Source organism: Streptococcus sp. DD12 (assembly GCF_001578885.1).
In the GTDB taxonomy this organism is placed as follows: domain Bacteria; phylum Bacillota; class Bacilli; order Lactobacillales; family Streptococcaceae; genus Streptococcus.
Map to the genome: position 1 here is coordinate 813236 of NZ_KQ969495.1, position 24296 is coordinate 837531.

At 45.2% G+C, this 24296-nt stretch carries 26 protein-coding genes and 3 pseudogenes; 2 read left to right on the plus strand and 27 right to left on the minus strand.

Annotation, left to right across the window (positions count from 1 at the left end):
• Positions 1 to 2 precede the first annotated feature (2 nt).
• The 6 genes from STRDD12_RS03755 to STRDD12_RS03780 all read right to left on the minus strand — a co-directional run bounded on the left by STRDD12_RS03755 (position 3) and on the right by STRDD12_RS03780 (position 4204).
• On the minus strand, positions 3 to 1193 hold the full coding sequence (locus STRDD12_RS03755) for an ABC transporter substrate-binding protein (RefSeq protein ID WP_066915285.1): 1191 nt from the start codon (positions 1191 to 1193) through the stop codon (positions 3 to 5).
• Between the two features lie 129 nt (positions 1194 to 1322).
• Positions 1323 to 1577 (minus strand): DUF2129 domain-containing protein, encoded by a 255-nt coding sequence (locus STRDD12_RS03760; protein ID WP_066915286.1) that lies wholly within the window; start codon positions 1575 to 1577, stop codon positions 1323 to 1325.
• The gene (locus STRDD12_RS03765; protein ID WP_066915288.1) at positions 1555 to 2028 is read right to left on the minus strand and encodes a YlbF/YmcA family competence regulator; all 474 of its coding nucleotides are present in this window, start codon (positions 2026 to 2028) and stop codon (positions 1555 to 1557) included. Before STRDD12_RS03765 ends, STRDD12_RS03760 begins: the two co-directional genes overlap by 23 nt.
• 97 nt (positions 2029 to 2125) lie before the next feature.
• Entirely contained in the window at positions 2126 to 2716 is a 591-nt protein-coding gene (locus tag STRDD12_RS03770) for an ATP-dependent Clp protease proteolytic subunit (RefSeq protein WP_066915290.1), read from the minus strand.
• Positions 2717 to 2797: 81 nt separating this feature from the next.
• Entirely contained in the window at positions 2798 to 3433 is a 636-nt protein-coding gene (gene upp / locus STRDD12_RS03775) for a uracil phosphoribosyltransferase (protein WP_066915292.1), read from the minus strand.
• 246 nt (positions 3434 to 3679) lie between these two features.
• Entirely contained in the window at positions 3680 to 4204 is a 525-nt protein-coding gene (locus STRDD12_RS03780) for a cysteine hydrolase family protein (protein WP_066915293.1), read from the minus strand.
• Positions 4205 to 4698: 494 nt separating this feature from the next.
• On the opposite strand from STRDD12_RS03780, the gene STRDD12_RS03785 reads away from it, so the two are divergent.
• Positions 4699 to 5739, plus strand: a complete 1041-nt coding sequence (locus STRDD12_RS03785) for a flavin monoamine oxidase family protein (protein ID WP_066915295.1) — start codon at positions 4699 to 4701, stop codon at positions 5737 to 5739.
• Between the two features lie 11 nt (positions 5740 to 5750).
• On the opposite strand, the gene STRDD12_RS03790 is transcribed toward STRDD12_RS03785, so the two are convergent.
• The 16 genes and pseudogenes from STRDD12_RS03790 to STRDD12_RS08485 form a co-directional block, all read right to left on the minus strand.
• The gene (locus STRDD12_RS03790) at positions 5751 to 6299 is read right to left on the minus strand and encodes a TetR/AcrR family transcriptional regulator (RefSeq protein WP_066915297.1); all 549 of its coding nucleotides are present in this window, start codon (positions 6297 to 6299) and stop codon (positions 5751 to 5753) included.
• Positions 6300 to 6356: 57 nt separating this feature from the next.
• Positions 6357 to 6995, minus strand: coding sequence for a nitroreductase (locus STRDD12_RS03795; RefSeq protein WP_066915299.1), 639 nt, complete (start codon positions 6993 to 6995; stop codon positions 6357 to 6359).
• A 175-nt stretch (positions 6996 to 7170) separates the two neighbouring features.
• Complete coding sequence (locus tag STRDD12_RS03800) at positions 7171 to 7536, minus strand: hypothetical protein (RefSeq protein WP_156471438.1); 366 nt, start codon at positions 7534 to 7536, stop codon at positions 7171 to 7173.
• Positions 7537 to 7682: 146 nt separating this feature from the next.
• Positions 7683 to 9821, minus strand: a pseudogene (locus STRDD12_RS03805) (glycoside hydrolase family 68 protein); the annotation flags it as partial.
• A 309-nt stretch (positions 9822 to 10130) separates the two neighbouring features.
• Positions 10131 to 11977, minus strand: a pseudogene (locus tag STRDD12_RS03810) (APC family permease).
• A 60-nt stretch (positions 11978 to 12037) separates the two neighbouring features.
• On the minus strand, positions 12038 to 12298 hold the full coding sequence (gene yidD, locus STRDD12_RS03815) for a membrane protein insertion efficiency factor YidD (protein ID WP_066915306.1): 261 nt from the start codon (positions 12296 to 12298) through the stop codon (positions 12038 to 12040).
• Positions 12295 to 13014, minus strand: coding sequence for a pseudouridine synthase (locus STRDD12_RS03820; RefSeq protein WP_066915308.1), 720 nt, complete (start codon positions 13012 to 13014; stop codon positions 12295 to 12297). Before STRDD12_RS03820 ends, yidD begins: the two co-directional genes overlap by 4 nt.
• Positions 13004 to 13570, minus strand: coding sequence for an SMC-Scp complex subunit ScpB (gene scpB, locus STRDD12_RS03825; RefSeq protein WP_066915310.1), 567 nt, complete (start codon positions 13568 to 13570; stop codon positions 13004 to 13006). The genes STRDD12_RS03820 and scpB overlap by 11 nt, the downstream gene beginning before the upstream one ends.
• Positions 13548 to 14276 carry a segregation/condensation protein A gene (locus STRDD12_RS03830; protein WP_066915312.1) on the minus strand — a complete coding sequence of 243 codons (729 nt, stop codon included), beginning with the start codon at positions 14274 to 14276 and terminating at the stop codon, positions 13548 to 13550. Before STRDD12_RS03830 ends, scpB begins: the two co-directional genes overlap by 23 nt.
• Positions 14276 to 15022 (minus strand): site-specific tyrosine recombinase XerD, encoded by a 747-nt coding sequence (xerD, locus tag STRDD12_RS03835; RefSeq protein WP_066915315.1) that lies wholly within the window; start codon positions 15020 to 15022, stop codon positions 14276 to 14278. Before xerD ends, STRDD12_RS03830 begins: the two co-directional genes overlap by 1 nt.
• A 3-nt stretch (positions 15023 to 15025) precedes the next feature.
• Positions 15026 to 15469 carry a cyclic-di-AMP-binding protein CbpB gene (cbpB, locus tag STRDD12_RS03840; protein ID WP_066915317.1) on the minus strand — a complete coding sequence of 148 codons (444 nt, stop codon included), beginning with the start codon at positions 15467 to 15469 and terminating at the stop codon, positions 15026 to 15028.
• On the minus strand, positions 15466 to 15987 hold the full coding sequence (locus STRDD12_RS03845; protein ID WP_066915319.1) for a metallophosphoesterase: 522 nt from the start codon (positions 15985 to 15987) through the stop codon (positions 15466 to 15468). The genes cbpB and STRDD12_RS03845 overlap by 4 nt, the downstream gene beginning before the upstream one ends.
• A pseudogene (locus tag STRDD12_RS08075) lies at positions 15966 to 16721 on the minus strand (nucleoside-triphosphate diphosphatase); the annotation flags it as partial. The gene STRDD12_RS03845 and the pseudogene STRDD12_RS08075, both read right to left, overlap by 22 nt.
• Before the next feature lie 182 nt (positions 16722 to 16903).
• Positions 16904 to 17698, minus strand: a complete 795-nt coding sequence (gene racE, locus STRDD12_RS03855; protein ID WP_066915321.1) for a glutamate racemase — start codon at positions 17696 to 17698, stop codon at positions 16904 to 16906.
• A gap of 40 nt (positions 17699 to 17738) precedes the next feature.
• Positions 17739 to 17981, minus strand: a complete 243-nt coding sequence (locus tag STRDD12_RS03860) for a YneF family protein (RefSeq protein WP_066915323.1) — start codon at positions 17979 to 17981, stop codon at positions 17739 to 17741.
• Positions 17982 to 18086: 105 nt separating this feature from the next.
• Entirely contained in the window at positions 18087 to 19040 is a 954-nt protein-coding gene (locus STRDD12_RS08485) for a DNA/RNA non-specific endonuclease (protein WP_066915325.1), read from the minus strand.
• Between the two features lie 85 nt (positions 19041 to 19125).
• Here STRDD12_RS08485 and mutY point away from each other — a divergent pair, with 85 nt between their 5' ends.
• Positions 19126 to 20244, plus strand: a complete 1119-nt coding sequence (gene mutY / locus STRDD12_RS03870) for an A/G-specific adenine glycosylase (protein ID WP_331709083.1) — start codon at positions 19126 to 19128, stop codon at positions 20242 to 20244.
• A 94-nt stretch (positions 20245 to 20338) separates the two neighbouring features.
• Here the strand turns inward: mutY and STRDD12_RS03875 are convergent, their stop codons facing one another.
• The 5 genes from STRDD12_RS03875 to STRDD12_RS03895 all read right to left on the minus strand — a co-directional run bounded on the left by STRDD12_RS03875 (position 20339) and on the right by STRDD12_RS03895 (position 24231).
• Entirely contained in the window at positions 20339 to 20755 is a 417-nt protein-coding gene (locus tag STRDD12_RS03875; RefSeq protein WP_066915327.1) for an acyl-CoA thioesterase, read from the minus strand.
• Between the two features lie 98 nt (positions 20756 to 20853).
• The gene (locus STRDD12_RS03880) at positions 20854 to 21885 is read right to left on the minus strand and encodes a glutathione S-transferase C-terminal domain-containing protein (RefSeq protein WP_066915329.1); all 1032 of its coding nucleotides are present in this window, start codon (positions 21883 to 21885) and stop codon (positions 20854 to 20856) included.
• Between the two features lie 20 nt (positions 21886 to 21905).
• Positions 21906 to 22859, minus strand: a complete 954-nt coding sequence (locus STRDD12_RS03885) for a glutathione S-transferase family protein (RefSeq protein WP_066915331.1) — start codon at positions 22857 to 22859, stop codon at positions 21906 to 21908.
• Positions 22860 to 22879: 20 nt separating this feature from the next.
• A complete protein-coding gene (locus tag STRDD12_RS03890; RefSeq protein ID WP_066915333.1) occupies positions 22880 to 23365 on the minus strand; it encodes a GNAT family N-acetyltransferase in 486 nt (161 codons plus the stop codon).
• An 8-nt stretch (positions 23366 to 23373) separates the two neighbouring features.
• Entirely contained in the window at positions 23374 to 24231 is an 858-nt protein-coding gene (locus tag STRDD12_RS03895) for a transporter substrate-binding domain-containing protein (protein ID WP_066915335.1), read from the minus strand.
• Between the last annotated feature and the right edge of the window lie 65 nt (positions 24232 to 24296).

Below are 24296 nucleotides of genomic sequence, written 5' to 3' on the forward strand. Positions count from 1 at the left end.
TCTTATTTTGCAACGGTAACGGCTGTTGCCGTATCTTCTTTACCATCTTTCATACGAACCATCAAGGCCGTCTTAATTGGGTTGTGTTGGGCATCAATGGTCATTTCACCTGTAACCCCTTGGAACCCTTTGAGTTTTGCCAAATTATTAGCTAATTCAACCGAGTCATTGGCGTGTTTAGCAGCATCAGCAATCATGTATACCGAATCATAGGCCAAAGCAGCAAACATGTTAGGCTCTTCGCCGTATTTGGCTTGATAATTTTTAATGAAATCATCCGCCTTTTGGGACAGGCTTGTTTTGGTTGAGTAACCAGAAACATAGTAGACATTATTGGTATTAGCTGCACCAGCCAACTGAATGAAGGTGGCGTCACTAAATCCATCAGGTCCTAAAATAGGCTTGTCAATCCCCATATCACGCGCTTGTTTGGTGATAATCCCTGTTTCTGTATAGTAACCAGGCATGACAATGGCATCGTAATCCAAATCTTTGAATTTAGTCAAAGCGGATTGGAAATCTTTATCCCCAGAAGCAAAGGTTGCTGTAGAAACGATTTGGCCTTTGTAGGCCTTTTGGAAGGCTTGGGCAATCCCTTTGGCATAGTCACTGGAGTTATCATAGTAGAGAACCACACGTTTGGCATTAAGGTTATCAAAAGCATACTGAGCCAAGACCTTCCCTTGGAAGCTGTCTTGGAAAGTCGCCCGAAAGACGAACTGCTTGGTCTTACCACCAGATACGGTCAAGTCATCTTGTGTCCCTGCTGGTGTCAACAAAGGCACACCTGTTTTTTGGGCATTCAGAGAGGCCGCAGCTGTCGCACCAGAGGTCATTGGCCCGATAATAGCATTGACCTTGGAACGAATGGCCAAGTTTGTTGTAGCCGTTGAGGCTTCTGCATTATCTGACTTATTGTCTTTGGTGACCAACTGGATTTTCTTGCCGTTGACACCGCCATTGGCATTGATTTCTTCCGTGGCTAATTGAACCCCTTTTTGGGCAACGGTTCCGTAGGCAGCAACCGCCCCGGTTAATTCCAGGTTGACACCAATTTTAATGGTATTTCCAATCGGTGTCCCTGTGGCACTAGCCGTTTCGTCAGGTTTTTTATTCCCGACAGTAAACGCTAGGGCAGCTAAAACAGCGATAACGACTGCGACACCAAAGCCGAGTGTTAGCTTTTTGTTCATATGTACTACTCCTTAATAGTTTCTTAAAAGGTCTTCTAAAAGAATACTGAATTATCTGACAATTGTCAAGGTTAGAGACCGAATAAAAACGCTTCCTTAATAGGAGCGCTCCGATTCAACAGCCTCATTTTAATTATCGCGTTCTAAACTACCGACAAAATCCCTATCCACCTCTTTATAATAAGAAGGCAAGACCTTGGTCACACAAGGCAAGGCTTCTAATTTATCAATGGTGGTTTGGTATTTCTCTGCGTCCACATAAAGAACAACATAGTTCATGGCCTGTGACTGGTAAAGGCAGTCACCAAATTTTCGAATTTTGCGAATATCACGGCGGTGTTTTAGGTAAACGATGAGTTTCTCACGGGTGGGTAGGGCTAGCATCTTTTCCTCCTTTACGTTTGACAGGTTGGGGAGACTTGGCCTGATGATGAGGTTTTCGGCGGGGAGCAAATGGCAAGCCTGTATCCACAAAGATAGAGGGGTCAACTGCCATCGCAAGTGCTTGTGTCACCTTGGCTAAGACCTCTTGCAAGGCATTTTCATCTTGACGGAGTTGCCCGACCAGAGGGTAAAGGTCAAGCTCACGCTTCAACTGAAACAAATCCCGTCTTAGGGTACGCGCTTCAGGTAAAATATCCCGATAGGCCTCAATCTCCTCGTAGGCTTGTTTGGTTTCCTCAAACTGTGCCACCTTGTCCTGCAAGACAAGATCAGCTTCGATAGCTGCTTGTGTCGCCTGATAGGCTTGATATTCTGGGCTTTGCTTTAAGGCCGATATGACACGATTGGTGGCCTCTTCAATCGCCAATAATTGGTCATCTATGATTAACATGCTGTCATTATACCATAAAATAAGCCGGCTTTCGAGAGACAAAAAAAGACCAGAAAGGCTTTCTGGTCTTTATCTAGAAAGGATTTTCTCCCCTTCCTTATTTGAGTTCGTTGTTGGCCATGATTTCGTCAATAAAGCCGTAATCCAAGGTTTCTTGCGCACTCATCCAATTATCACGTTCGGCATCAATATGAATTTTCTCGATGTCTTGACCTGAGTTTTTCGCCAAGATTTCTTCCAAATTTTGACGGGTTTTGAGCAAGTGTTCTGCAGCAATGGCCATATCGGTTTGCTGTGTGCCACCGCCTGTACCACCCATAGGTTGGTGAATCATGTATTCAGCATTTGGCAACATGAAACGTTTGCCCTTGGTCCCGCTAGAGGCAATGATAGTCCCCATGGAAGCCGCCATCCCCATAACGATTGTCTGCACATCAGACTTGATAAAGTTCATGGTATCCACAATGGCGAGGCCTGCTGAGACAGAACCACCAGGCGTGTTGACATAAAGGTAGATGTCCTTGCTACTGTCCTGCGCATCCAAAAAGAGCAACTGGGCAATAATAGAATTGGCCATATTATCTTCGACTGGGCCCGTCAACATAATAATCCGGTCTTTTAACAGGCGAGAATAGATGTCATAAGACCGCTCTCCCCGACTGGTTTGTTCAATAACTACTGGAATCATAGGTTTCTCCATTCATTTAGCTTAGTAAAGCTATTATAGCATTTGGTCAAAAAAGGTCAAAGAAAAAGTTTCCTTCTTATCTTATTTAGTCCCAAATAAACGGTCGCCTGCATCTCCCAAACCTGGCACAATATAACCGTGTTCATTCAAGTGGTCGTCTAAAGAAGCTGCGTAAATGGCAATCTCTGGATGTGCCTCTTGCAAAGCCTTCACCCCTTCTGGCGCAGCCACCAGACAGACAAATTTGATTTGGCTAGCAGGTACCCCCCGTTTGAGCAAGGAATCCACCGCCAAGATAGCAGAACCACCGGTCGCAAGCATCGGATCAACCAAGAAAATTTGACGTTGGTCAATATCTTCTGGTAATTTGACCAAATATTCAACAGGTTGTAAGGTCTCCTCATCACGGTACATGCCAATGTGGCCTACCTTCGCAGCTGGAATCAAGCTCAAAAAGCCATCCACCATCCCAATACCTGCACGCAAAATAGGTACGATGGCCAATTTTTTCCCTGCAATTTGTTTTTGAACAGTTTTCGTAATCGGTGTTTCGATCGTCACATCTTCTAAAGGCAGGTTGCGTGAAACCTCGTAGCCCATGAGCATAGCGATTTCATTGACCAGCTCGCGGAAATCCTTGGTAGAGGTCGTTGTACGACGCAAAATAGACAATTTGTGTTGAATTAGTGGATGTTCGATGACTTGAAAAGTCCCCATATTGGTAACCACACTTTCTAATAAAATACTTCTATTTATTATACAAAAAAATTCCCCTATTATCTAGAAAGACAATTATTCGTCAATACGAGGGCATGGCACCTTATTTTGATAGAAGGTGATGAAAACACTCAAACTTCCATGTCGCTATTGAAAGAGACAAGATTCCCTCTACTTAGAAGGTCTATAGATGTCACAATGAAAACAAAAAAAGGCCGCCCCTCTCGGAGTCAGCCCTATCTGTTATTATTCTAATGCAGCCACCACTTCTTCAACAGGTAAAACCTCAGCAAAGCGCTTATCCCAAATGTGGTCCTGATAAAAATCAATGATGGCTTGCGCTTTGAGCTGGTCCTTGTCAAAGGTTGTCACCGCATCACGGACCAAAATTTGCTCAAAGCCATATTCAAATCCAACTTTCAAGGATGTATCGATACAAAACTCTGCCTGCATACCTACAACCGTGTAGCTCTTGATGCCTTTTTCATCGAGATAGGCTTTCAGACCAGTTCCGCGGTAGATACTGTTAAAATTCTTTCGAAAAATGTTGTCTTCTGGCCGTGGGGTCAGCTCATGATAAACTTCCCAGCTGGCATCCCCTTCTGAAAGGAAGCCTTCTGGCTCTGTATGGCGGAAATAAATAACTTCTTTACCAGCTGCTTCAAAGGCCGCAATAGTTGCTTTCACCTTTGACAAAAAAGTATCCTTATTTGCAGGTCCTAAGTCAATCAGGCCTTCTTGAATATCTACGACGATTAGTGCTTCTGTCATGGTTTACGCCTTATCCTTTTGTCTGATGAATTTACAATTGCATATGTTGTAATCTATCTCGTTACATTTTAGACTATTTTCTTTTACCTGGCAAGGAAAAACTCCTTTTCAAGTGTCTGCTTATTTGGCACTCTATCCCAGACAGAGCAGTCTCTACATTATTTTTCTATCTTGTATAGAAAGGACACAGCCAAAGGTTTTTCCCTTTTCAAAGGATTGGACACTAGTAAAGAAAGCTGAGCAGAGTCAGGCTGGCCGACCTGGCTTTAGCAAACAAAGCCAAAGGCATCATTTTTTCTCAATGAATGCGGTTTGCTACAAGTGCTGTTTTCAAGCGCCCCTCCCAAGAAATAGCTAACATGCTTCCAAACAGCTCAACACGAGTCCGTTCTGATTGTTTGGGGCTTGCTGAGCTAGCCTGAGTGCTTTTTCTTGATTTTCTACCTACTAGTAGGTATAATACCCTCAGTTAAAAAATTTTAGGGAGGTAGCGTATGAAACATCTGATTGTCGGTGCGGGACTCAGCGGACTCTATATGGCTTACCAACTAGAAAAAGCAGGTGAGGATTACCTGATTCTAGAGGGGAAAGACCAGGTCGGTGGTCGTGCTAAAGGCTTACAGGTCTTGCCAAATTGGGAATTAGAGTTAGGAGCGACCTGGTTCTGGCCCGATTTTGACAAGCTGTTAGCTAGTTTGATTGACCAACTGGGGCTTGAAACATTTGACCAACCTACAGGTACCTACTTATATGAAGAAAGCAATGGAGAGAAAGGCCAGTACCACAGGCCCTTCTCCGATGGGCGACGCGTCAGTGGTGGCATGAGTCAGTTAATACAGGCTCTTTTAAGTCGGATAAACACAGAAAATCTCCATCTCAAAGAAAGGGTAAAGGAGATAAGCTTAAAAGGGGAAAGCATCCAAGTCTTAACTGACAAACAGCTGTGGCAGGCCGATAAGGTTTTTCTAGCCCTTCCGCCACGTTTGGCAGCCACAAGGATTGCCTTTAGTCCTCAGCTACCTGACAGTATTCAGCAAAACTGGCTGTCCACAGATACTTGGATGGCGCCTCATGCCAAGTACCTAGCGGAATTTTCAGAACCTTTCTGGAGACAGCAAGGTTTGACGGGTAATGCCATGAGTCATTTAGGCCCCTTAGTCGAGATTCACGACATCTCTGACCAGGCCAACCAATTTGGCGCTCTCTTTGGCTTTTTTGGGATTCCTTCTGCTAAAAGACAAGCACTTGGACAAAACCAATTGAAAAAGTTAGCACGTGCACAGTTGGTCCGTTTGTTTGGCATGGATACTTTAAAGTATTTAAAAAACGATACCATCAAAGACTGGTCACAGGATGCCTACCTTGCGACTTCCCAAGACCAACAATTTGCTCTAAACCATCCCCAATCGGCTAACAACCAACTGTCTGCTAGCTGGCAAAATAAATTAGTCGGGATAGCAAGTGAATTTGCACCAACAGCGCCAGGCTTTCTATCAGGCGCCCTTGAAGCTGTTAATGAGGCCTTAAAAAAATGAGGATTTTTTCCTCATTTTTTTGTTAATCGCGCTAGTTTATCTGTCAAGAGCTGATCAAAGTAACTTAAATCCCCACTTGCCTTAGTGATTAATTGCGCCCCTTGGACGGTAGCAAAAAAATCCTCAGCTAGTTGAGACACGAGACCTTCGTCTTCAAAGAGAGACTTTAGCCAATCGGTATTACATTGGAAAAATTCTTGAACGGACTGATTGATTGCCTCAGTCAAAGCATACTGTTCGGTTGCCAACATGGAGCACAGGCAAATGTTCCCACTTTCGAGATTTCTTCTGTAGAGTTGGATAAAAGCTTCTAAACTCTGAGAAAAATCCTCTCCCCTGGCCCTGATAGCGTCCAAACTCGCTTTGAAGTCTTGATTGTAAACCTCTAAAACTCTCGCAATCAGGTCTTGTTTTTTGGGAAAATAATAGTGGATACTGGCCTTTCTTATCCCCATTGCGGTTGAAATTTCTGCATAAGAGAAACCATTAACCCCACGAGATTGGATAAATGCCGTCCCTAATTGAATGATTTTTTCTTCCGTTTCACTCATTTTTTTCATTGTGACTCCTTAAAAAAACTGCCATACCCCTAGTATAGCAGTTTTTTCGCGCTTAAACTATTTTATGGTCAAAATATCGTCTGTCTCAATGCGAGAGTTTTCAAATTGGTTAATCGGGTGTTGACTTCGATAGCCCAAGGCAATCCCTGCTACCACAAGCTCGTCATCTGACACACCCAAGTGAGAGCGAATTTCATCAGGGTATTTGATATTTTCATAGGCAACCATGCTATCGACACCATGCGATGCTGCACTAAGCATGAGGGTTTGGGCAAAGCTTCCACTATCGTAAATTGACCATACAGGAGCTGATTTAGGGACGGTGATATAAGCCATGCTTGGTGCCTGCCACAAGCGCGCATTGGCTTCTCCAAACTCCTTCATTGTGGCATCTTGGTGAACGGATTCCAGCCAAGTTTCCATGTTTGACCAGGGAAGTTCTCCCCATTCCTTGATGGATTTTACTGGCAAATCCGAGTAGCCTTTAATGCCATCTTGAGATTTTTTTAAATGTTCCCCTTGAATGGCTTTCATCGTTTCGCCAGTGGCAATATAAACTTTCCAGGGTTGAGAGTTTGCCCAGGAAGGTGCCTGCTGAGCGTCACTTACTATTTCCTTGAGCAAGTCTTTGGCGACTGGCTTATCTTGAAAATCTCGGATAGATACACGGCTTTTTGCTAATGTTTTAAAATTCATTTTCGAAACTCCTTTTTTTGATAAGTATATTCTACCTATTAGTAGGTAGGTTGTCAATTAAAGCGTTTCGTAAAATTAAAAATGAGATTCCCAAACAAAAAAACGGCTTATCGCCGTTTTCTCGTCAGGCCAAATGGCCTAGTAATTTAGCTCTTCAAACGAATCCTCTTATCGCTTAGAAGAATTTCTTAAATGGAATCGCAATCACCCCTGCAATGGCAATAACAAAACCAAAGATGAGGACATAGAAAGTGCCACTATTGTCTACTGTTGAAGCTGGTTTTGGTGCTTCTTGTTTTGTTTCGTTTTTAGCAGGTTGTTCAGCTGGCGCTGGCGTAGGAGCTGGTGTTGCTGGTTGTTGTGCTGGTGTTGCTGGTTGTTGCGCTGGCGCCGCAGGTGTTGCTGGAGTTGCTGGGGTTGTAGTCGTCGTTGTTTGACCGTTACCACCATCAGTTGTGACGTTGGTTGTTACCGTTACACTAGTTGGAATAGTGATGTCACCTGTTGGTGCTGACGTATTGATGGTGATGGTTGGTGTCACATTGACCGTCACATTATTGTTTGTAACAACAGAAACCGTTGGTGTTGTAACCGTTTGGCTAGTTTGACCTTTATCTGTCTTGTTATCTGTTGCGTCATCTTTTTAGTCTCTTGACCTGGTGTAACGATTGGTTTTTCAGCTGGAAGCGGTTGGTGCTCTTTCAAGCTGTTGCCATAGCTATTAAGTTTATCCCAGTCAACGCTACCAAAGGTTTCATTTGGCAAGTGAGCTGTCGCTAAGGTACCAACAGTATCCAAAGTCTTACTTGATGCATCCCAAATCCAGTCACCTTGTTGTGTCATTTCTGCCAAGACACGTGTGGTGTTATCTGGCAAGAATTGTACCAAGAAGCTTGGTGCCCAAGTTGAGTTATTGCCTTTACCTGCCACTTCGTTACGGTTGGTCATGTAGGCCGTAATAAGCATGGTGTCATCTGAACCGTCTACAGGCACAGCGTAGTAAGAATATGTGGCTGTCCGCCAGTCAGCTGGTACAGAAGCTGTCAATACGGCACCTGAACCATTGAGTGGTTTGTATCCTGTTGTGATGTTGTCAGACACATAGCCCAACATTACCACGTTGTCACCAACCACTTCGTCTGCTTTTTGCCATGCGTAGTCATTAGACCCGTGGTTCAAACGTGAAGCTGTAAACATGTAGTATTTGTCTTTCAACTTCACGACATTTGGACGTTCCAATTCATCACTGACCATGGCTGCAGACAAGAGCGGTGTGTAGTATTCTTTGATAGTTGGTGTTTTTTCATCACCTTCTAATTGAAGGATACCAATTGCCGCATTTGACCATTCTGCACGAAGCTTCATGTCTTGGTTATCCAAGATGCTAAAGAGGCTCTTAGCTGCAAATTCAGCTGTTCCACCATAGTTAGACAGGTTATAGATTTGGTTTTCACCTTGGTAGTTTTCGGTACCAGTTGACGCTTCAAAGATCAAATAACGTTTGCCATCAGTATCTTGGAAGACATGTGGGTCACGCATGGCAATGTTGTCAATACCGTTGCGGGTTTCACGCCATTGCGCATAGCTTTGGTAGTGGTAGCCGTCACCACCCTTAGGTGTAAGGACACGGTCATTTTCAACAGATTTCAAGACAACTTCGCCATTTTCAACCGCCAAGTTCAAAGTAGCGGTTGCTAACATTTGGTTGTTTGAGTAGTCATCTGATGTGTCTACATGGGTATAGTAAAGTTGGATAGAGCCATCTGAGTTGACCGCTGCAGAACCAGACCATTGTTGGGTTACGGCATCAACATTGTAACCAAAGATAGCCCCAGCATTTTTCCAATGATCAAAGTCATTGTCCCCATATTTATTGTAGAGGAGGTAAAGGTGGTTATCGTTGGCGTTTGGAACACCCATCATAGCCACAACCAATTGGTAACCATTCCAATCTGAAACGCGACCTGTTCCCAAATCTTGAACTGGCCATGAATCCCAGACGTCCAAATCAGCCACTTCGCCTGTTTGGGCATCACGAGTTGTAGCAGCTTTCATGTTTTTAATCACGTCAGCCTTGAAATATGGAATCGCATAACGTGGGTCTTGAGCCACCAAGGTATCTGCAACGTCTTGGAACTCACGGTAGGTCATTTGATGACCAGTTGCAGACGTTTCAGACAAAACAAGTTTGTTCAAGGCTGCCTTTTGGTCATCCGTCAAGCTAGCGATATCCAAGTTAGCTTCCTTGGCAAAAGCGTTGGCCAATTGGTTAAGGCCTGTTCCTTCAACATATTCAGTTGTTGAAAGGTTTTGAGCTGCCAATTTTTCAACCGTTGATTGGATGCTTGGTGCTGTGCTTGTAGAAGCTGCTGTATCAGCTGCTGGTGTGCTTGTTGTAGCAGTGTCAGCTGTTGCTGATGGGCTGGTTGTCGTTGCCGCTGTTGTGTCAGCTGTCGCTGCCCGGTCAGTGTTTGCTTCTGTGGCTGCTTCTGTTGTTGCTGTGGTAGCTGGTGCTGCTTCTACTGCAGTCCCTGCAGCATCTGTCGCTGGTGTTGCCACAGAAGTTTCTGTTGCCACGGCAGGGGTGCTTGTTGCAGTCGCATCAGCACTTGAGGCAGTTGACGTGTCACTAGTGCTATCGGCAGTTACTGTAGTGGTCACAGCCGCTTCAGCAGGTGTTGCTTGCACTTGGTCAGCGGAAACAGTTCCTTGTGACAAGAACGTAAAGCTTCCGACAATGACTGAGGCAGCTCCAATAGTGGATACTTTACGGATGCTATAACGAGGCCGTTTTGCATGTTGAGGGGTTTTCGATTTGAATGACATAGAATTACCTTCCTTGTAATTTTTACCTTATCTTAACATTGGATGGAATTCTTTGGCAAATCTTTTTAGGAAACTTTAAGTTATGATAAAGATGAAAGCGCTTTATTTTTAAGGTTTTTTATGTATTTAACATCCTAATCCTTTTGTCAATTTATATGCTCATTGCTGAATGAAAATCCGTTTTCTTTATGCCCTTCCCCTTCTTTTCGATTATGTTTTTTATTTAATTTTCATGACAAATGAAAAAAACTACTCATTGATTTTTGAGTAGTATTTTTTATGTTTTTAAAAAGGCATATTTTGATATCACTATTTTTTCAAGTGGTAGGAATAGCTAGCAATCACAATATTTTCATTCCAGCGCAAGCTCAACCGAATTCGGACAGACATCTGATTGTGCAAGATATTTTGCCAGCGTTTATTTGGGACAAATTTTGGAATGACGACGGTCATGGTCGCATTTTCAGCCTGGGCCTTGTCAGACATGGCCTGAACATAAGCAACCGTCGGCTTAACAATATCGTTATAGCTACTCTGAATATTTTGAAAGTTGATATCTGGGAAATACTCACGAAACTCACGCTCGACCTCGTGGTCCTTATGTTGAGTTTCCTTGGTTGATACGTGCATGGCAATGACCTGGTCACCGATACTAGTCGCGTAGTTAATGGCGCGAATGCTGGCCTGGGTTACATTTCCCACTAAGACCAAGACTGTATTTCCACCAGTATAGGCGATGTTTTTTACTTCTTCAGTCAAACGCAACTGAGAAGCCACATTATCATAATGGCGTTTGATGGAGTAAAAGACCGCCATCAAAATTCCGACAATCGGAAAGAATGGCCAAATATCCGTGAGGCGAGTCACTAATAAAATAGCGACAATCAGATAACAGATGGAAGCACCGATGATATTGGCAACGGACTTGCGTAAAAAACCTCGACCGATGGTTTTTTTCCAATGGACAATCATCCCTGTTTGTGACAAGGCAAAGGGGACAAAGACACCGATGGTATAAAGGGGAATCAAGGCCTCAGTAGACCCCTCAAAAATCAAGAGAAGGATGAGCGACCCCAAGGCCAAGGCAATAATCCCATTGGAATAACCCAAGCGTTGGCCTTTTTCCATAAAGAGGTGGGGCATGTATTTATTTTTGGCCATGTTAAAGGATAACATGGGAAAGGCTGAAAAACCGGTATTAGCAGCTACCGCTAAAATCAAGGCCGTCGACAACTGAAAGACATAAAAGAAAGCATTGCCTAGGGCTGATTGGCCAAAGATGCCCTTAGCGATTTGCGCCAAAGTCGTGATATTGCTGGTCGGTACCAAGCCCATATAATAGTTTAAAAAGGTAATCCCTGAAAACATGAGAGCCAAGAGCAAGGACATAATCCCTAGGGTCTTAGCGGCATTTTTTCTTTGGGCTTTTTGAAAAAGGGCACCGAATTGGAAATGGCTTCAACCCCTGTTAAGGAAGCCGAACCACTTGTAAAAGCCCGTAAAAGCAGAATCAGACTAACATTGGGCACCACTGCTCCGATATGGGCTGTTGCCTGATAAGGAATTTGACCTGTTGCAATTTTGATAAAACCAAAACCAATCATAAAGAGAATGGCTGCGATGAAAAAGTAAACAGGTACCATCAATGACTTAGCCGACTCACTGACACCACGTAAATTGAGGTACATGAGAAAGAGGGTCAGAAAAATGGCAATCCCCAAATTCCAAGGGGCAAGAGCTGGAAAAGCTGACGTAATCGCATCCGCCCCAGAGGAGACAGAAACCGCCACGGTCAACATGTAATCAATCAACAAACTGCCACCAGCGACCAGTCCTAAACTAGGATTAAGGTTTTCTGTCGTCACCACGTAGGCCCCACCCCCTTGGGGATAGGCATGGATGACTTGTTGGTAGGAGATGGTCAGACTGGCTAGGAGCACCAAGACAATCAGACCAATAGGTAAAGACCACCAGATGGCCGCAGAAGACACGGCTGTCAAAACCAAAATAACCTGTTGTGGCCCATAAGCAATAGAGGATAAAGCGTCACTCGACAACATGGCGAGTGCCTGCGTCTTTCCAAGCAGGTGCCCTTCATCATCTCGATCGTCTGCTAAGGGTTTTCCCAATAAGAGTAACTTTAACTTTTCAATCACAGGCATATCTCCTTAGAATGTGGGTTAAATTGTGCATAATAGTAGCATTATAGTCCTAATTTAAAATTTTGACAAGTCCTTGTCGGCGGCTGGCTGTCGCTTGAGGCTAAAATGGTCGGGAACAGGATCCGCACCAGCCTTGGCCCATGGGTGACAGCGTAATAAACGGGCTATTCCCATGATAAGGCCCTTGCTACCGTGCTTTTTAACGGCTTGGGCCATGTATTCGGAACAAGTTGGCTGATAGCGACACGAAGCTGGCAAAAAAGGGGATATCCCCTTTTGATAAAGTCTGACAAAAAATAGAATAATGGTTTTCATGACCCTTTGGCTAACTCATGCAGTTGACTGACTTCTTTTTTGGATAATTTACGATACTGGCCGACTGGGAGGCCTTCTAGCCCCAGGTGTCCAAAGCGGATCCGTGATAACTTATCCACAGGCAGACCAACTGCTGCAAACATCTTTTTGACTTGGTGGTTGCGTCCTTCATGGATGGTCAACTCCACAACCGACCGATTTTTGTCACGATCAACACGCACGATATCATAGGTGGCCGGTTTGGTCTTTTTCCCATCTATCACCAGGCCTCTGGTCAAGGGACGCAGATTTTCCTTGTTGGCAATACCTGACAGGCGAGCCCGATAGACCTTATCCACCTCATGCTTGGGGTGCATCATATGATCAGCGAAATCCCCGTCATTAGTCAGCAGTAAAATGCCACTGGTATCCCAGTCCAAGCGACCAATCGGGTAGATACGGGCCGACACATCAGATAGGAGGTCCCGAACTGTCTTTCGCCCTTTTTCATCTGATACACTGGAAATCACACCACGCGGTTTGTTGAGAAGATAATAAACCTTCTCTTCGTTGTAAATGGGTTGACCGTCAACTTCGACGCGGTCCCCCGAGGCCACCTGGGTGGCTAAGTCTTTCACGACTTGTCCATTGAGGGTCACTTGCCCTTGACGTATGAGTTCTTCGGCCTTGCGGCGGCTGGCTACACCGGCATGAGCGATAAATTTATTAATCCGCATCTGTTTTTTCCTCTTCAAATAAGATCTGCTGGCTATCTTCATCCAGCACCAAGCTACTCGCATCGACCAGCTCATCTAAGCTATTTATCCCTAGATAATCCAAGAAATAATCCGTTGTCGCATAGAGGTTTGGACGCCCTAGCGTTTCTTTTTTTCCTGCCTCTTGAATCAAATGCAGGGCCAGAAGCTTCGTAATCGCCCCACTTGAATTGACCCCACGAATATCATCCACTTCTGCTCGGGTGACGGGTTGGCGATAGGCAATGATAGCCAGGGTCTCCAAGGCTGCCCTGGATAAACTTTGGTTGACAGGGGAGTTGGAAAAATCGTGTAACAAAGGCGCAAAAGCTTCTTTGGTTACCAGCTTGTAGCTGTTGGCTGACTCCAAAAGACTAAAGGCAGAATTGGGATCAGCTTGGTATTTTGCGGCTAAGCTTTCTAAAGATTGGACCAGACCTGTTGGTGGCATGTCCAAAATGTCGGATAGTTGGCGAAGCGTTAAGCCCTCCTCGCCGGCCACATATAAAAGGGCCTCAATCTGAGCTATGGGTGTCATGAGACTCCTCTACCTTTCTGAGCACAATGGCTTGACCAAGTTGCTGGGCAAACACCTGTTGGCGCTTGACCAACTCAAGTGTCGCTAGAAACAGGGTAATCATTTCATCTTTGCTATGGCAAGACTCAAATAGGGCCTCCAAGTGCAGTTCTTCAGCCTCGTCTAAAGCCGTTTCGAGCCGCGCCATCATGTCCTCGATGCGAAAGTTTTCTCGAGCGATAGCGGTATGGCTATTGGTCAAGATTTCCTGTTTTTGCGTCATCACCTTGGAAAAGGCCATGAAAATATCGAGAACATTTTTGTCTTGATTGAGAACTACTTCTTCTGAAATCAACTCTGTTTTCGGTTTGGCATAGCATTTTGCGCGATCTTGATGTTGTTCATCCATCTTTTCCGATAAGAGTTTGTATTGGCGGTAAGCTTCGATTTGATTTAAAAGGGCTAGCTCTGGGTCTTCTTCAACCGCATCCACAGTCTCTACAACTGTCGGCAAGAGTTTGCGACTTTTGATGAGCATGAGCTGACTGGCCATCAGCATATAGTCCCCAGCAACTTCTAATTTCATGGCCTGTAGACCCGCAATGTAAACCAGGTATTGTTCGATGACCTCAGTGATGGGCACATCGTAGATATCCACCTTATATTGGGAGACTAAATGCAGAAGAAGATCCAGAGGACCTTCAAAATCTTTCAGCTTTATATCCATTACTTGACGTAATATTTTTCAATAGTAATCGGTGACTTCAAGCCCAAACGACGTCCAAGTTCGTGGATATCGACACCTTCTTCAACACAGCGTAAAATATATTGCTCACGGAGCTCTTGCGCCGTCATTGGTGTAATCCCCAAGACTTTTTGGTAGTTAGAAATATGGGTAAAGAACCATTGGCGTGAGTAACGTGTCCCTGATTTCTCAAAGTAATAGGTTTTGTGGTTTTCAGGAATTTCCATACGAGACAAGAGTGTCTCAGTCAAATTGAGCACCCGAACCTTACCACGAGTTTCCACAATCAATGTTTTGAAATCCAAATCCACATTTTTGACTTCGATGGTCAAAATTTCTGTTGGGGTCAATCCGAGTTCCAAAACAAATAAAATCAACAGTTGCCCTAACTTGTCTTCATTTTCCTTGTAATAGATAGATGTGTCTTGCTTTTCAGGCAGATTGTCACTCTTAGGCAACCGAATCACATCTGGAAGGTTAAACAGTTCGCTGACAATTCCTTTTCTAAAAAGGTAAACCAAGTACTGGTTGACTGTTGAACGTTTTCTCCGAGCAGCTGAAGGTTTAAAATGGTCCAAGTTTTTCTCAAAGGCACGAACCTTGGCTGCTGTCAATGCTTCTGCTTCACCAGTTTCTCGCTCAAAAGCTAGCAAGTCATAGCGATAAGAACTTTGAGAGTTTTCAGCTAATTGTTTTTCATGTATAAATTCTTCAATGTAAGACGTCATTGTTTATTCTCCTTTTACAGTATGCAATAGTGCATTCATAACTTTTAATAAAGATTTTCGGGTAATGATGCCAAGCAAATGGTCCGACGCGTCTAGAACGGGTAAAAAAGGGGCATCGACCATCTTGTGCATCATTTCTTCAAGTGAGTAATCTTCTTTTAGGGTTTCCATTTGTCGGTTAACCATCAGGGCAATATCCATCCCCGCCACTTGTTCCTGGCTAAGCTCATGCTCTTTTTGGTAGCGGATAATATCTGTTATAGCAATGGTTCCCAAATAAATCTTGTCCTTTGAGATTACTGGCACTCGACTATAACCAACATTGGCAAGTAATAACATGACGTGTTCCACATTGTGTGTATCAATAAAAAGGGCTAAGTCTTCTACTGCTGTCATCAGATGACCACGTCTTTTTTGGATAAAATCTTCAAATTCCGATTGAATCATCGTTTAAATTCCTTGGTTAGAGCCGGATATTCCTGGTGGTTACGCGTGTAATAACGAACGGTGATGGTAGACTCTGTTACCGTCACGAGAGCATAGAGTTTTTCAGCTATTTCCCCACGAGGTTGAGAGACACTCCCAGGGTTGATGAAAATCGTTTTGCCATTGCGCCAGGCTGCTGGCACATGCAGGTGGCCATAGAGGCAGATCGTCGCATCGGCTTCCTGAGCAAATAAATCTAAGCGCTCCCAACCAAAATTAATGCCATAAAGGTGGCCGTGGGTTTGAGCAATGGTAACATCACCATAAGTCACAAGGTTTGTAGGAGCATAGGGCCCTTCCCAATCACAGTTCCCTTGGACCACATGGATGCCAGACCATAATGGGTCGTTGCCAGAGAGTTCGGAGTCTCCATTGTGAAAAATGGCCGTCACCTGTCCCTGGTATTTTGCTTTTAGTTCTTCAACGATTGCGCGATCCCCATGGGAATCACTCATGACTAAGAAAGTTTGGCTTGCCATGCTGGAAAGACCTCCATTAACCGTTTAACTGCTTGGCCGCGGTGAGATTGCTGATTTTTTTCGTCAGGGCTCAACTCCGCAGCCGTCTTATCCGTACCTGCGACGACAAAGATTGGGTCATAGCCAAAACCACCATCACCTTTTGGATTAAAAGCGATGCTTCCTGGCCAATCCGCCTCAACCACCAAGCTCTCCACACCAGGCTTTGCAACCACTAAGGTGGTATGGAAATGAGCCGAGCGTTTGTCACGGTCGATAACTGTCGCTAACTCATGGAGGAGTTTTGCGACATTGGCCTCGTCTGTAGCATCAGGACCTGCAAAGCGGGCCGACCACACACCTGGAAGCCCACCGAGGACATCAACCGCCAAACCGGAGTCATCCGCTAAAACCATCTGACCGGTTAGGTTGGCAATCGTTTCCGCCTTAAGACGGGCATTTTCCTCAAAAGTCATGCCTGTCTCAGCCACTTCTGGCAAGTCAGGATAGGCATTGAGGTTTTCCACCTCGTAACCCATGGCGCCAAAAAGTTCTGCAAACTCCTTGGTTTTCCCTTCGTTACGCGTAGCAATCAAGAGCTTTTGAGGAAGACTTTTTTCTTGAACCGCTCCCAGTTCCAAGGCAAAAGCTAAGACTAGGCTACCATTTTTCGTCACCTGACCTAGGCCATCTTCTTGTGCATAAGCGTAGTCATCACCCGTGATTTGTGTCAAGAGGCGACTCAGGGCAGAAAAGAAATCTGGCTGATTGCCATAGTCGGCAACAAAAACTTGACCTGTCTGATCAGTCAGTAAGGCTTGCGTTAGAGCAAGCTCTTTTTGGGGGACTTGCCCCGAGAACTGCATGACTTGACAGGACGCATCTGTCACCTGATATAAGAGATGAGCTTGCCCCACCTGGATGTCTAAAGGTTTGTTCATAAATCGACGTGCTCCACCTGTAGTGGCCGGTTGAGCCAATGCTCTCCAACAGCTTTAAAACGGTCCACATTGGCTGTCGTGTAAAAACGGTGATGAAGGGCTTGTTTTGACCGGTCATGATTGATTTGAAAATAATTGAGTAAGACACTGATATCTCGGACACACTCTGCCCCACTATCAATCAGTGTCACCTCATCCCCCATAGCGTTTTGAATAATCGGCGCTAACAATGGGTAATGCGTGCAGCCTAGGACCAAGGTATCTATCCGCCCAACCAAGGGAGCCAATTGCTCGTAGACAATTTTTTTTGCCACACTAGAGCCCATTTGATTAGATTCCACCAGGGGAACAAAGCGTGGACAAGCTAGGCTTGTTACCTGCATTTCTGGAGCCAGTCGGGTAATGCTGCGCTTATAAATATCTGATGTAATGGTCATCGGTGTGGCAATAACGCCGATTTGATTGCTGCGTGTCGCTTTAATTGCCGCACTGGCACCGGGTAAAATAACGCCTAAGACTGGAATGTCTAAAGCTTCTTTTACTTCTTCCCAGGCGACTGCAGTGGCGGTGTTACAAGCGTAAACAATCATTTTGACATTTTGTGCTTGCAAAAACCGGACCATCTGCCACGTAAAATCGCGAATTTGCTCCGCAGGACGCGGACCAAAAGGAGCTCTGGCTTGGTCACCAATGTAGACGATTTCTTCATGAGGCAATTGCCGAAACATTTCTCTGACTACCGTCAGGCCACCAACACCAGAATCCAAAAAGCCAATAGGTCTATTGTCCATCGTCTTGTCCTAGAAATAGGGGCTATGCCCCCGTCTTTCTTTATTTTTTCTTTTTGCTTTGCTCAGCTTTAGATTGTTTGACAAGCTGGCGGTAAGTTTGTTGAATCTTAGCCTCGCTAGGTTTTTGGCCCATTTGGCGCATCATGGTGGCCAAAATTTCAGGGGTCAAGATGGGGTTTTCAGAAACTTGCTTTTCAAACTGCTTGCGCGCAAGGTAAATCCCCAACACAGTCCCAGCCAAAACACCAATAATAATCAACAAAATCCAAATAACAACTGACATGTTTGTTATAATTCTCCTTTAACACATAATACCTGTCTATTCTATCATATTTTCAGGTCAATTGAAAGCTTTTTCGTTAAGAAATGTATGGGCTTACAGAGCAGGCTATTTTTCATAGGGCGAATGTGTCTTTCCCTCTGCTAAAGCCTGACTTTCTGGGAGGCTCACCACCCGATTTTGATTAGTCCTTGCAGGCATCTTCTGGCGGTCATACCAGTAAACTTTGGATTGGCCCTTATTTGCGACATAAACAGTCCGTTCCTGATTCGCATGTGACGCCTCATTTGTATTGCTGGCACGCGCTTGAGCGCGACCTGTCTGGTAATCAATGTTGGCGTTAGGACTGACATTATCCAAGACGACTTGACTAATCCCCTCACTGGTCTGGCTTTCACGAGGACTGCCAAGGCTAATCGGCACTATCTGGCCACTGCTATCCAGTCCCACATAGCGAAGGCGGATTTGCCGTGGAAGCAGTTCATTGCCCTGATAAATGGGCACGACCTCATAATCCAGCCACTTATCTGGGTGTTGGGCTAGCCAATCGTCTAGACGATTCTCATAATAGAGCATGCTATCGGTATTGCTGTCGTCCATCCCCTTATAATTACCAGCATTTAGCCAGTTTGTCATAGGGACTAGATTGCGTCGTTCACTGTTTAGGCCACTAAACTGATAACCTACCAGATGCCCACGACTCATCAGCCAAGCCTTCTGGTTGCCCTCTCCATAGGGCAATTTGTAATTGTGCCAACCGACGGGGTCAACGGTTATGCGACTATCCCGTTTTCTTTGCGGTTCATCTCGGTCGCGCAACTGAATATGGGCGCCTTGGGCACGACCAAGCGGATCAAGAGAGGCAAGAACCAAGGCTTTTTTGCCAGTAAAGACCAGCGTCCCACTAGGTGTTTTTTCAACTTGCGTTTCCCAGCCAGAAAGAGAAGGTTGGTCTTGACTAGGCCGTAACCATAGATTTCCTGCTAAAAAGAGGAGCAAGAAGAGAAAAATAAGTCCTACTGCGCGAACCACTAGGGAGGGGCGACGATTAAAATCTGTCATTTTTATCATTTTCTTTCATTATAATATCATTTTCTGTTGTATTTTTCTTGTGCCGAGGATTTCTCATTTTTGGTACAATGAGACTATGTTAGATTTGACCCAATACGGTATCACCATGTGGGATGATGCCACAATCGTTTCCTTTCGAAAGACTTTGCTGGATTGGTACGACAGCCACAAACGTGACCTCCCCTGGCGAAAGACCAAGGACCCCTATGCCATCTGGGTATCTGAAATCATGCTTCAGCAAACGCAAGTGGCAACGGTTATCCCCTACTACGAGCGCTTTTTAACCTGGTTTCCGAAAATCGAGGATTTGGCAAAGGCACCAGAAGAGAAACTGCTAAAAGCCTGGGAAGGGCTGGGCTATTATTCACGGGTCCGCAACATGCAGGCGGCCGCACAGCAGATTGTCAGAGACTTTGACGGTCGTTTCCCTAACCAACACGCTGACATCCTCCGCCTCAAGGGCATTGGCCCCTATACAGCTGGAGCTATCGCTTCCATCGCTTTTGATCTGCCTGAACCTGCTGTCGATGGCAATGTTATGCGTGTCATGGCTCGACTGTTTGAAGTGGATTATGATATTGGTGACCCCAAAAATCGGAAAATTTTTCAAGCTCTTATGGCGATTTTAATCGACCCAGACCGACCTGGTGATTTTAACCAGGCCCTGATGGACCTGGGAGCCGATGTGGAGTCTGCCAAAAATCCTCGGCCCCATCTGTCACCAATCAAAGCCTTTAATGCCGCCTATTTACACGACTCTTACGACCGTTATCCCATTAAACTCCCAAAGAAAAAACCTCGGCCACTATCTTGGCTAGCCTTGCTTGTCCAAAATAAGGAGGGGGCTTTCTTGTTAGAAAAAAACGAGAACAGGGGGCTTTTATCAGGTTTTTGGACATTTCCACTCCTAGAAATGCCTTCCCAAGCACCTGATGATGCCACTATTTGCCAACTTTTCAAAGCCAACTACCCTTGCCAGATCCGCTTGACAAAGCGAACCTTTGGCATGGTCACTCATACCTTTAGCCATCAAAAATGGACGGTTTGCTTGAGAGAAGCCCAATTACTAGAAGAACAAGCAGAACTCCCCGACAAACTGAAATGGGTTTTCCCCCAAGATTTTGCCAACTTCCCCATGGCTACCCCACAAAAGAAAATGTGGCAAGCCTATCAAACAAAGGCTAATAAAGACTAGCAGTCTGTCTACGAGACAGGCTGTTTTACTTGTCTATAAGTAGTCGCCAATCTTTTGGGTCACTCATTCGCTAAAGACAAGGGGTGCTGACCTCTCACGATTTATTTTCTAAAGCCTTTAAGGCTTGAAAAAAATCTGGTTGCTGACGCTTGAGGTTAACAAAATTTCCCTGCTCATCGAGGAAACTATGCTGAGAAGTCGCCTGACAAACCAAGCGAGCATCCGCACGATTTCTCATTTCATAGGCAAGGGTTAGGCGTGCTGCCTTTACAGCTATCACGTCTACGGAGATGCTAATCTCGTCCATAAAGGTTGTTGTTGCCAGATAATCGGCCTCAACAGCCGTTACAGGGGAAATCACACCAATAGCCTCCAGACGGTCATAAGGAAAACCAATCTGGGCCAAAAGGTCACTTCTGGCTTCCTCCATCCAGCGGATATAGTTCGAATGATGAGTGATGCCCATCCGATCCGTTTCATAATACTGAACTTGATGCTGATAACTATGCATGACGTCCTCCTTTTTCTCTATTATAGCAAATGCCCTGACCTTTGCCGTGAGATTTTTCATCCGACAGCAAAAAACCACCCTTACAGGTGGCTTAGTCCTTAGTCAACTAGGAATTTTTTGTCAGGTGTTTTCGACAAATATTTGCGCTTTTGAGGCTGAGACCAGATGGCATCAAAATCAATGTCATCTGCAAAGCGGGAATTGTAGTCCACAAAGAGTTTTTCTTTTTTGGTGTCCCAACCACGGGCAATATCATGGAAATAAGTATTGTGGCGAAAGGCAGGAATGGCGTAAAGATCACGTGCGTAGCCCCAGATGTTTGGATACTCTGAAATCCGTTTTTTAATAGGTCCCAAATTACGGTAATAATGGGTATCAAAGCGCGCCAGCGTCACAAAGAAACGCACGTCAGAATCTGTGACATAATCTCCAAAAAGGAAACGATTGGTCTTAAGGCGTTCTTCCAAGACATCCAGTGTCGTAAAGAAGTCGTCAAAGGCCTCATCGTAAGCGACGATGGATTGCGCGAACATCATCCGGTAAACCCCGTTATTGATAAAGGGAAAGAGGACATTGTCATTTAAATCATCAATTGATTGACGTAATGCTTCAGGGTAAAGATTTGGTGCCCCTTCCTTGTGATAGGGTTTAAAGGCTGTTTCAAAATAATTGGTTAAGCGATGGTAATCGTTGTTGGCTACTTCATAGGTATCCAAGTCAACCAGCGCTGGCACCGTTGACCGTCCTGTGTATTCTGGATCCGCACGGTAGTAAAATTCCGCTAAATATTCAGCTCCTGTTTCGGGATCTTTTAAATCGTCATTATAGGCGAATTCCCAGCCGAACTCACGGCGTTCCGGATCCTCAGTGTGCCCAACCTGATTGACAGAAATAACATCTTCCAAGCCCAGCAACTCTCGTACGATAGAGGCACGGTTTGACCAGTGGCAACCTCGAGCCCAAAAAAGGCGGTATTTGCCTGGTTGCGCCTTAAGTTCCCCCTCACCGTCACCAAAAGGTGTTGTGAAGCGGTTTGGCTGGCGTTGGAAGGCGCCACGTTCATCAATTTCGGTTTTTGTTTCCATTGGGCGGACTTTAATAGTTACGGGTTTGATATCTTTTTTAGGCATAGTGTCTCCTTTTAAGGGTATTAAGCAAAGGTCTGGCGGTCTCTCTCATGGGGTTCCTCCCAAACCGAGAGGTCTGGCCCCTTAGGAAGGATTTGATGAGGGTTGATGGTCGCGCTCAGATGGTAATGTTTTTTGATATGGTCAAACTTGGTCGTCTCTTTAAAAGCAGGCTGCTGGTAGAGGTCACGCGCATAGGCCCAGAGATTGGGAAAATCAACAAGGCGGTTACGATTGGTGTTGAAGCCATTGTAATAAGCCACATCAAAACGGGCCAGCGTCACATAGAGGCGGATATCCGAATCCGTTATCTGGTCTCCAAAAAGGTAACGCGAATGCCCCAAACGCTCCTCCAGCGTGTCTAAACGCTCAAAGAGCCTATCATAGGCGGCTTCATAGGCTGATTGACTGGTCGCAAAACCAGCCTTGTAGACCCCGTTATTGATGTCATGATAGATGACTTCATTGAGGGCATCGATTTCGGAACGCAAGGCCTCGGGATAAAGGTCAGGGGCATCTTTTTTGTGCAAGTCACGCCATGCCAGTTCCCAATGGCGTAGGAGGTTGAGAAAATCATTGTTAACCACCTGTCCCGTCTGTAAATCAACCAGAGCGGGCACTGTAAAGCGCCCTTCGTAGTTAGGGTCTGTCGCCAAATACAAGTCACTGAGGTAAGGAACCTTCAAAACAGGGTCTTTTTGACCAGCATCCAAAGCAAAGGCCCAATCTGTCCGTTCAATCTTAGGGCGAACAGGGGCAACAATCCCAACCGACACCTTGTCTTCTAGACCTAGCAGTTTGAGGGCAATCAATTGGCGGTGGGCCCATGGACAGGCATAGGAGGCAATCAAGCGGTAGCGACCGGCCTCAACGGGGAGTTGCCCTTCTTTAGGGCCAAAGGAAGTCACAAAGCGTGTTTGCTGTCGCTTGAAATTTCCTTGGGCATCGACTTCTTTTTTGACATAATCTGTCGGCATAGCGCCTCCTTTTTCGTCAGTTAATAGCGACCAATCTCACTCTCAAAACGGTAGCCCTCGGGCAGGAAGAAACCTTCCTCTTCCATCCAGCGAAAGCCGTCGCTCGTCGCATCACCAAAGTGGGCAAAGGCCGTTTTGTTGCGACGAAAACCGTAGTGCTCGTAGAGCGTCAGGGTCTGGGGATGGGTGTAAAGGATAATGTTTTGCCCTTTAAGCTTATCCAGCAAAGTCGTAATCAAGGTGTGACCGACATGTTGCCCTTGATAATCCGGATCAACCGCAACATTGTAAATCGCCGCCTGGGTATAACCATCACTCAGGGCACGGCCCACCCCAATAACACGGTCCTTGTCCTTGATAAAAAGGGTAACATCTGAATTTTTAAAAACCTTCTCCTGCATCTCAGCATCGTGGTGGGAACTTAGACCAGCCTTGTGCAAGACATCCGCCACCTGCTGGTAATCTACTTTTTCAGGGTCCGTTTCGATGGTATAGGGAAATGACATAGGGCCTCCTAGCCTTTAAGTGAGGGCGAATAATCTGCCCCGAAGTATTTTTCATTGATTTTTTTAGACGTCCCATCTGCAATCACTTCTTTGAGTGCCTTGTTGACGTCTTTTTGGAGTTGGCTTTCACCCTTGGCAAAAATCAGGTAACTGTAGGGCTCCGCTAAGAGTTCCGATTCCAAGTCACCAGAAACTTCCTTGCCGACTAGATCCATTTGGTATTCCTTTTGGTAATACTCAAACATGGGCTTATCCATCACCAAAAAATCATACTTACCAGAGGCCACGCCCTCTAGTTGGGCCTTCAAATCTTCTTGAGAATAATTGAGCTGGATAGGCTTGTCGGTATGCGCCTTGTTATAGCTTTCAATGGCTGTCGTCGAATTTACCCCTGCTGAACCTACAGTAGATAGGCCTGCCAAGTCTGCCCAGCTATTGGCCGACTTAGCCAACTGGCTGTCTTTTTTGAAGATGACCACGTAGGAATTTTTAAAAATAGGGTCACTAAAGAGGTAATTTTTCTCACGTTCTGCATTTTTAGCGAAGTTGTTGACCCCAATCTGATAGCGACCGGACGTCAAACCTGAAAAGATAGAGGGAAATTCTGTCTTGACGATTTTAAGTTTGTACTGGGGTAATTTCTCAAAAATCGCCTGAAGCAATTCAATATTGTGCCCCGTCAACTGACCCTTTTCAACAAAACTAAAGGGTTTCGGGCTCCCTCCTGTCGCTGCCACGACCTCTGTTTTAGGGCCATCAGTTTTACTGGCAGACTTTCCCTGCAGCGTTTGACTGGCCAAAAACACTAGAACAACTGCCAGCACAAGGCCTGATACGAGGCCTATAACCTTTTTAGTGACTCCCATCTGATCTCCTTTTCACTCGCTGTTTGCGATTGTTTCCATCCTATCACACGCGAGAGACTCTGCCT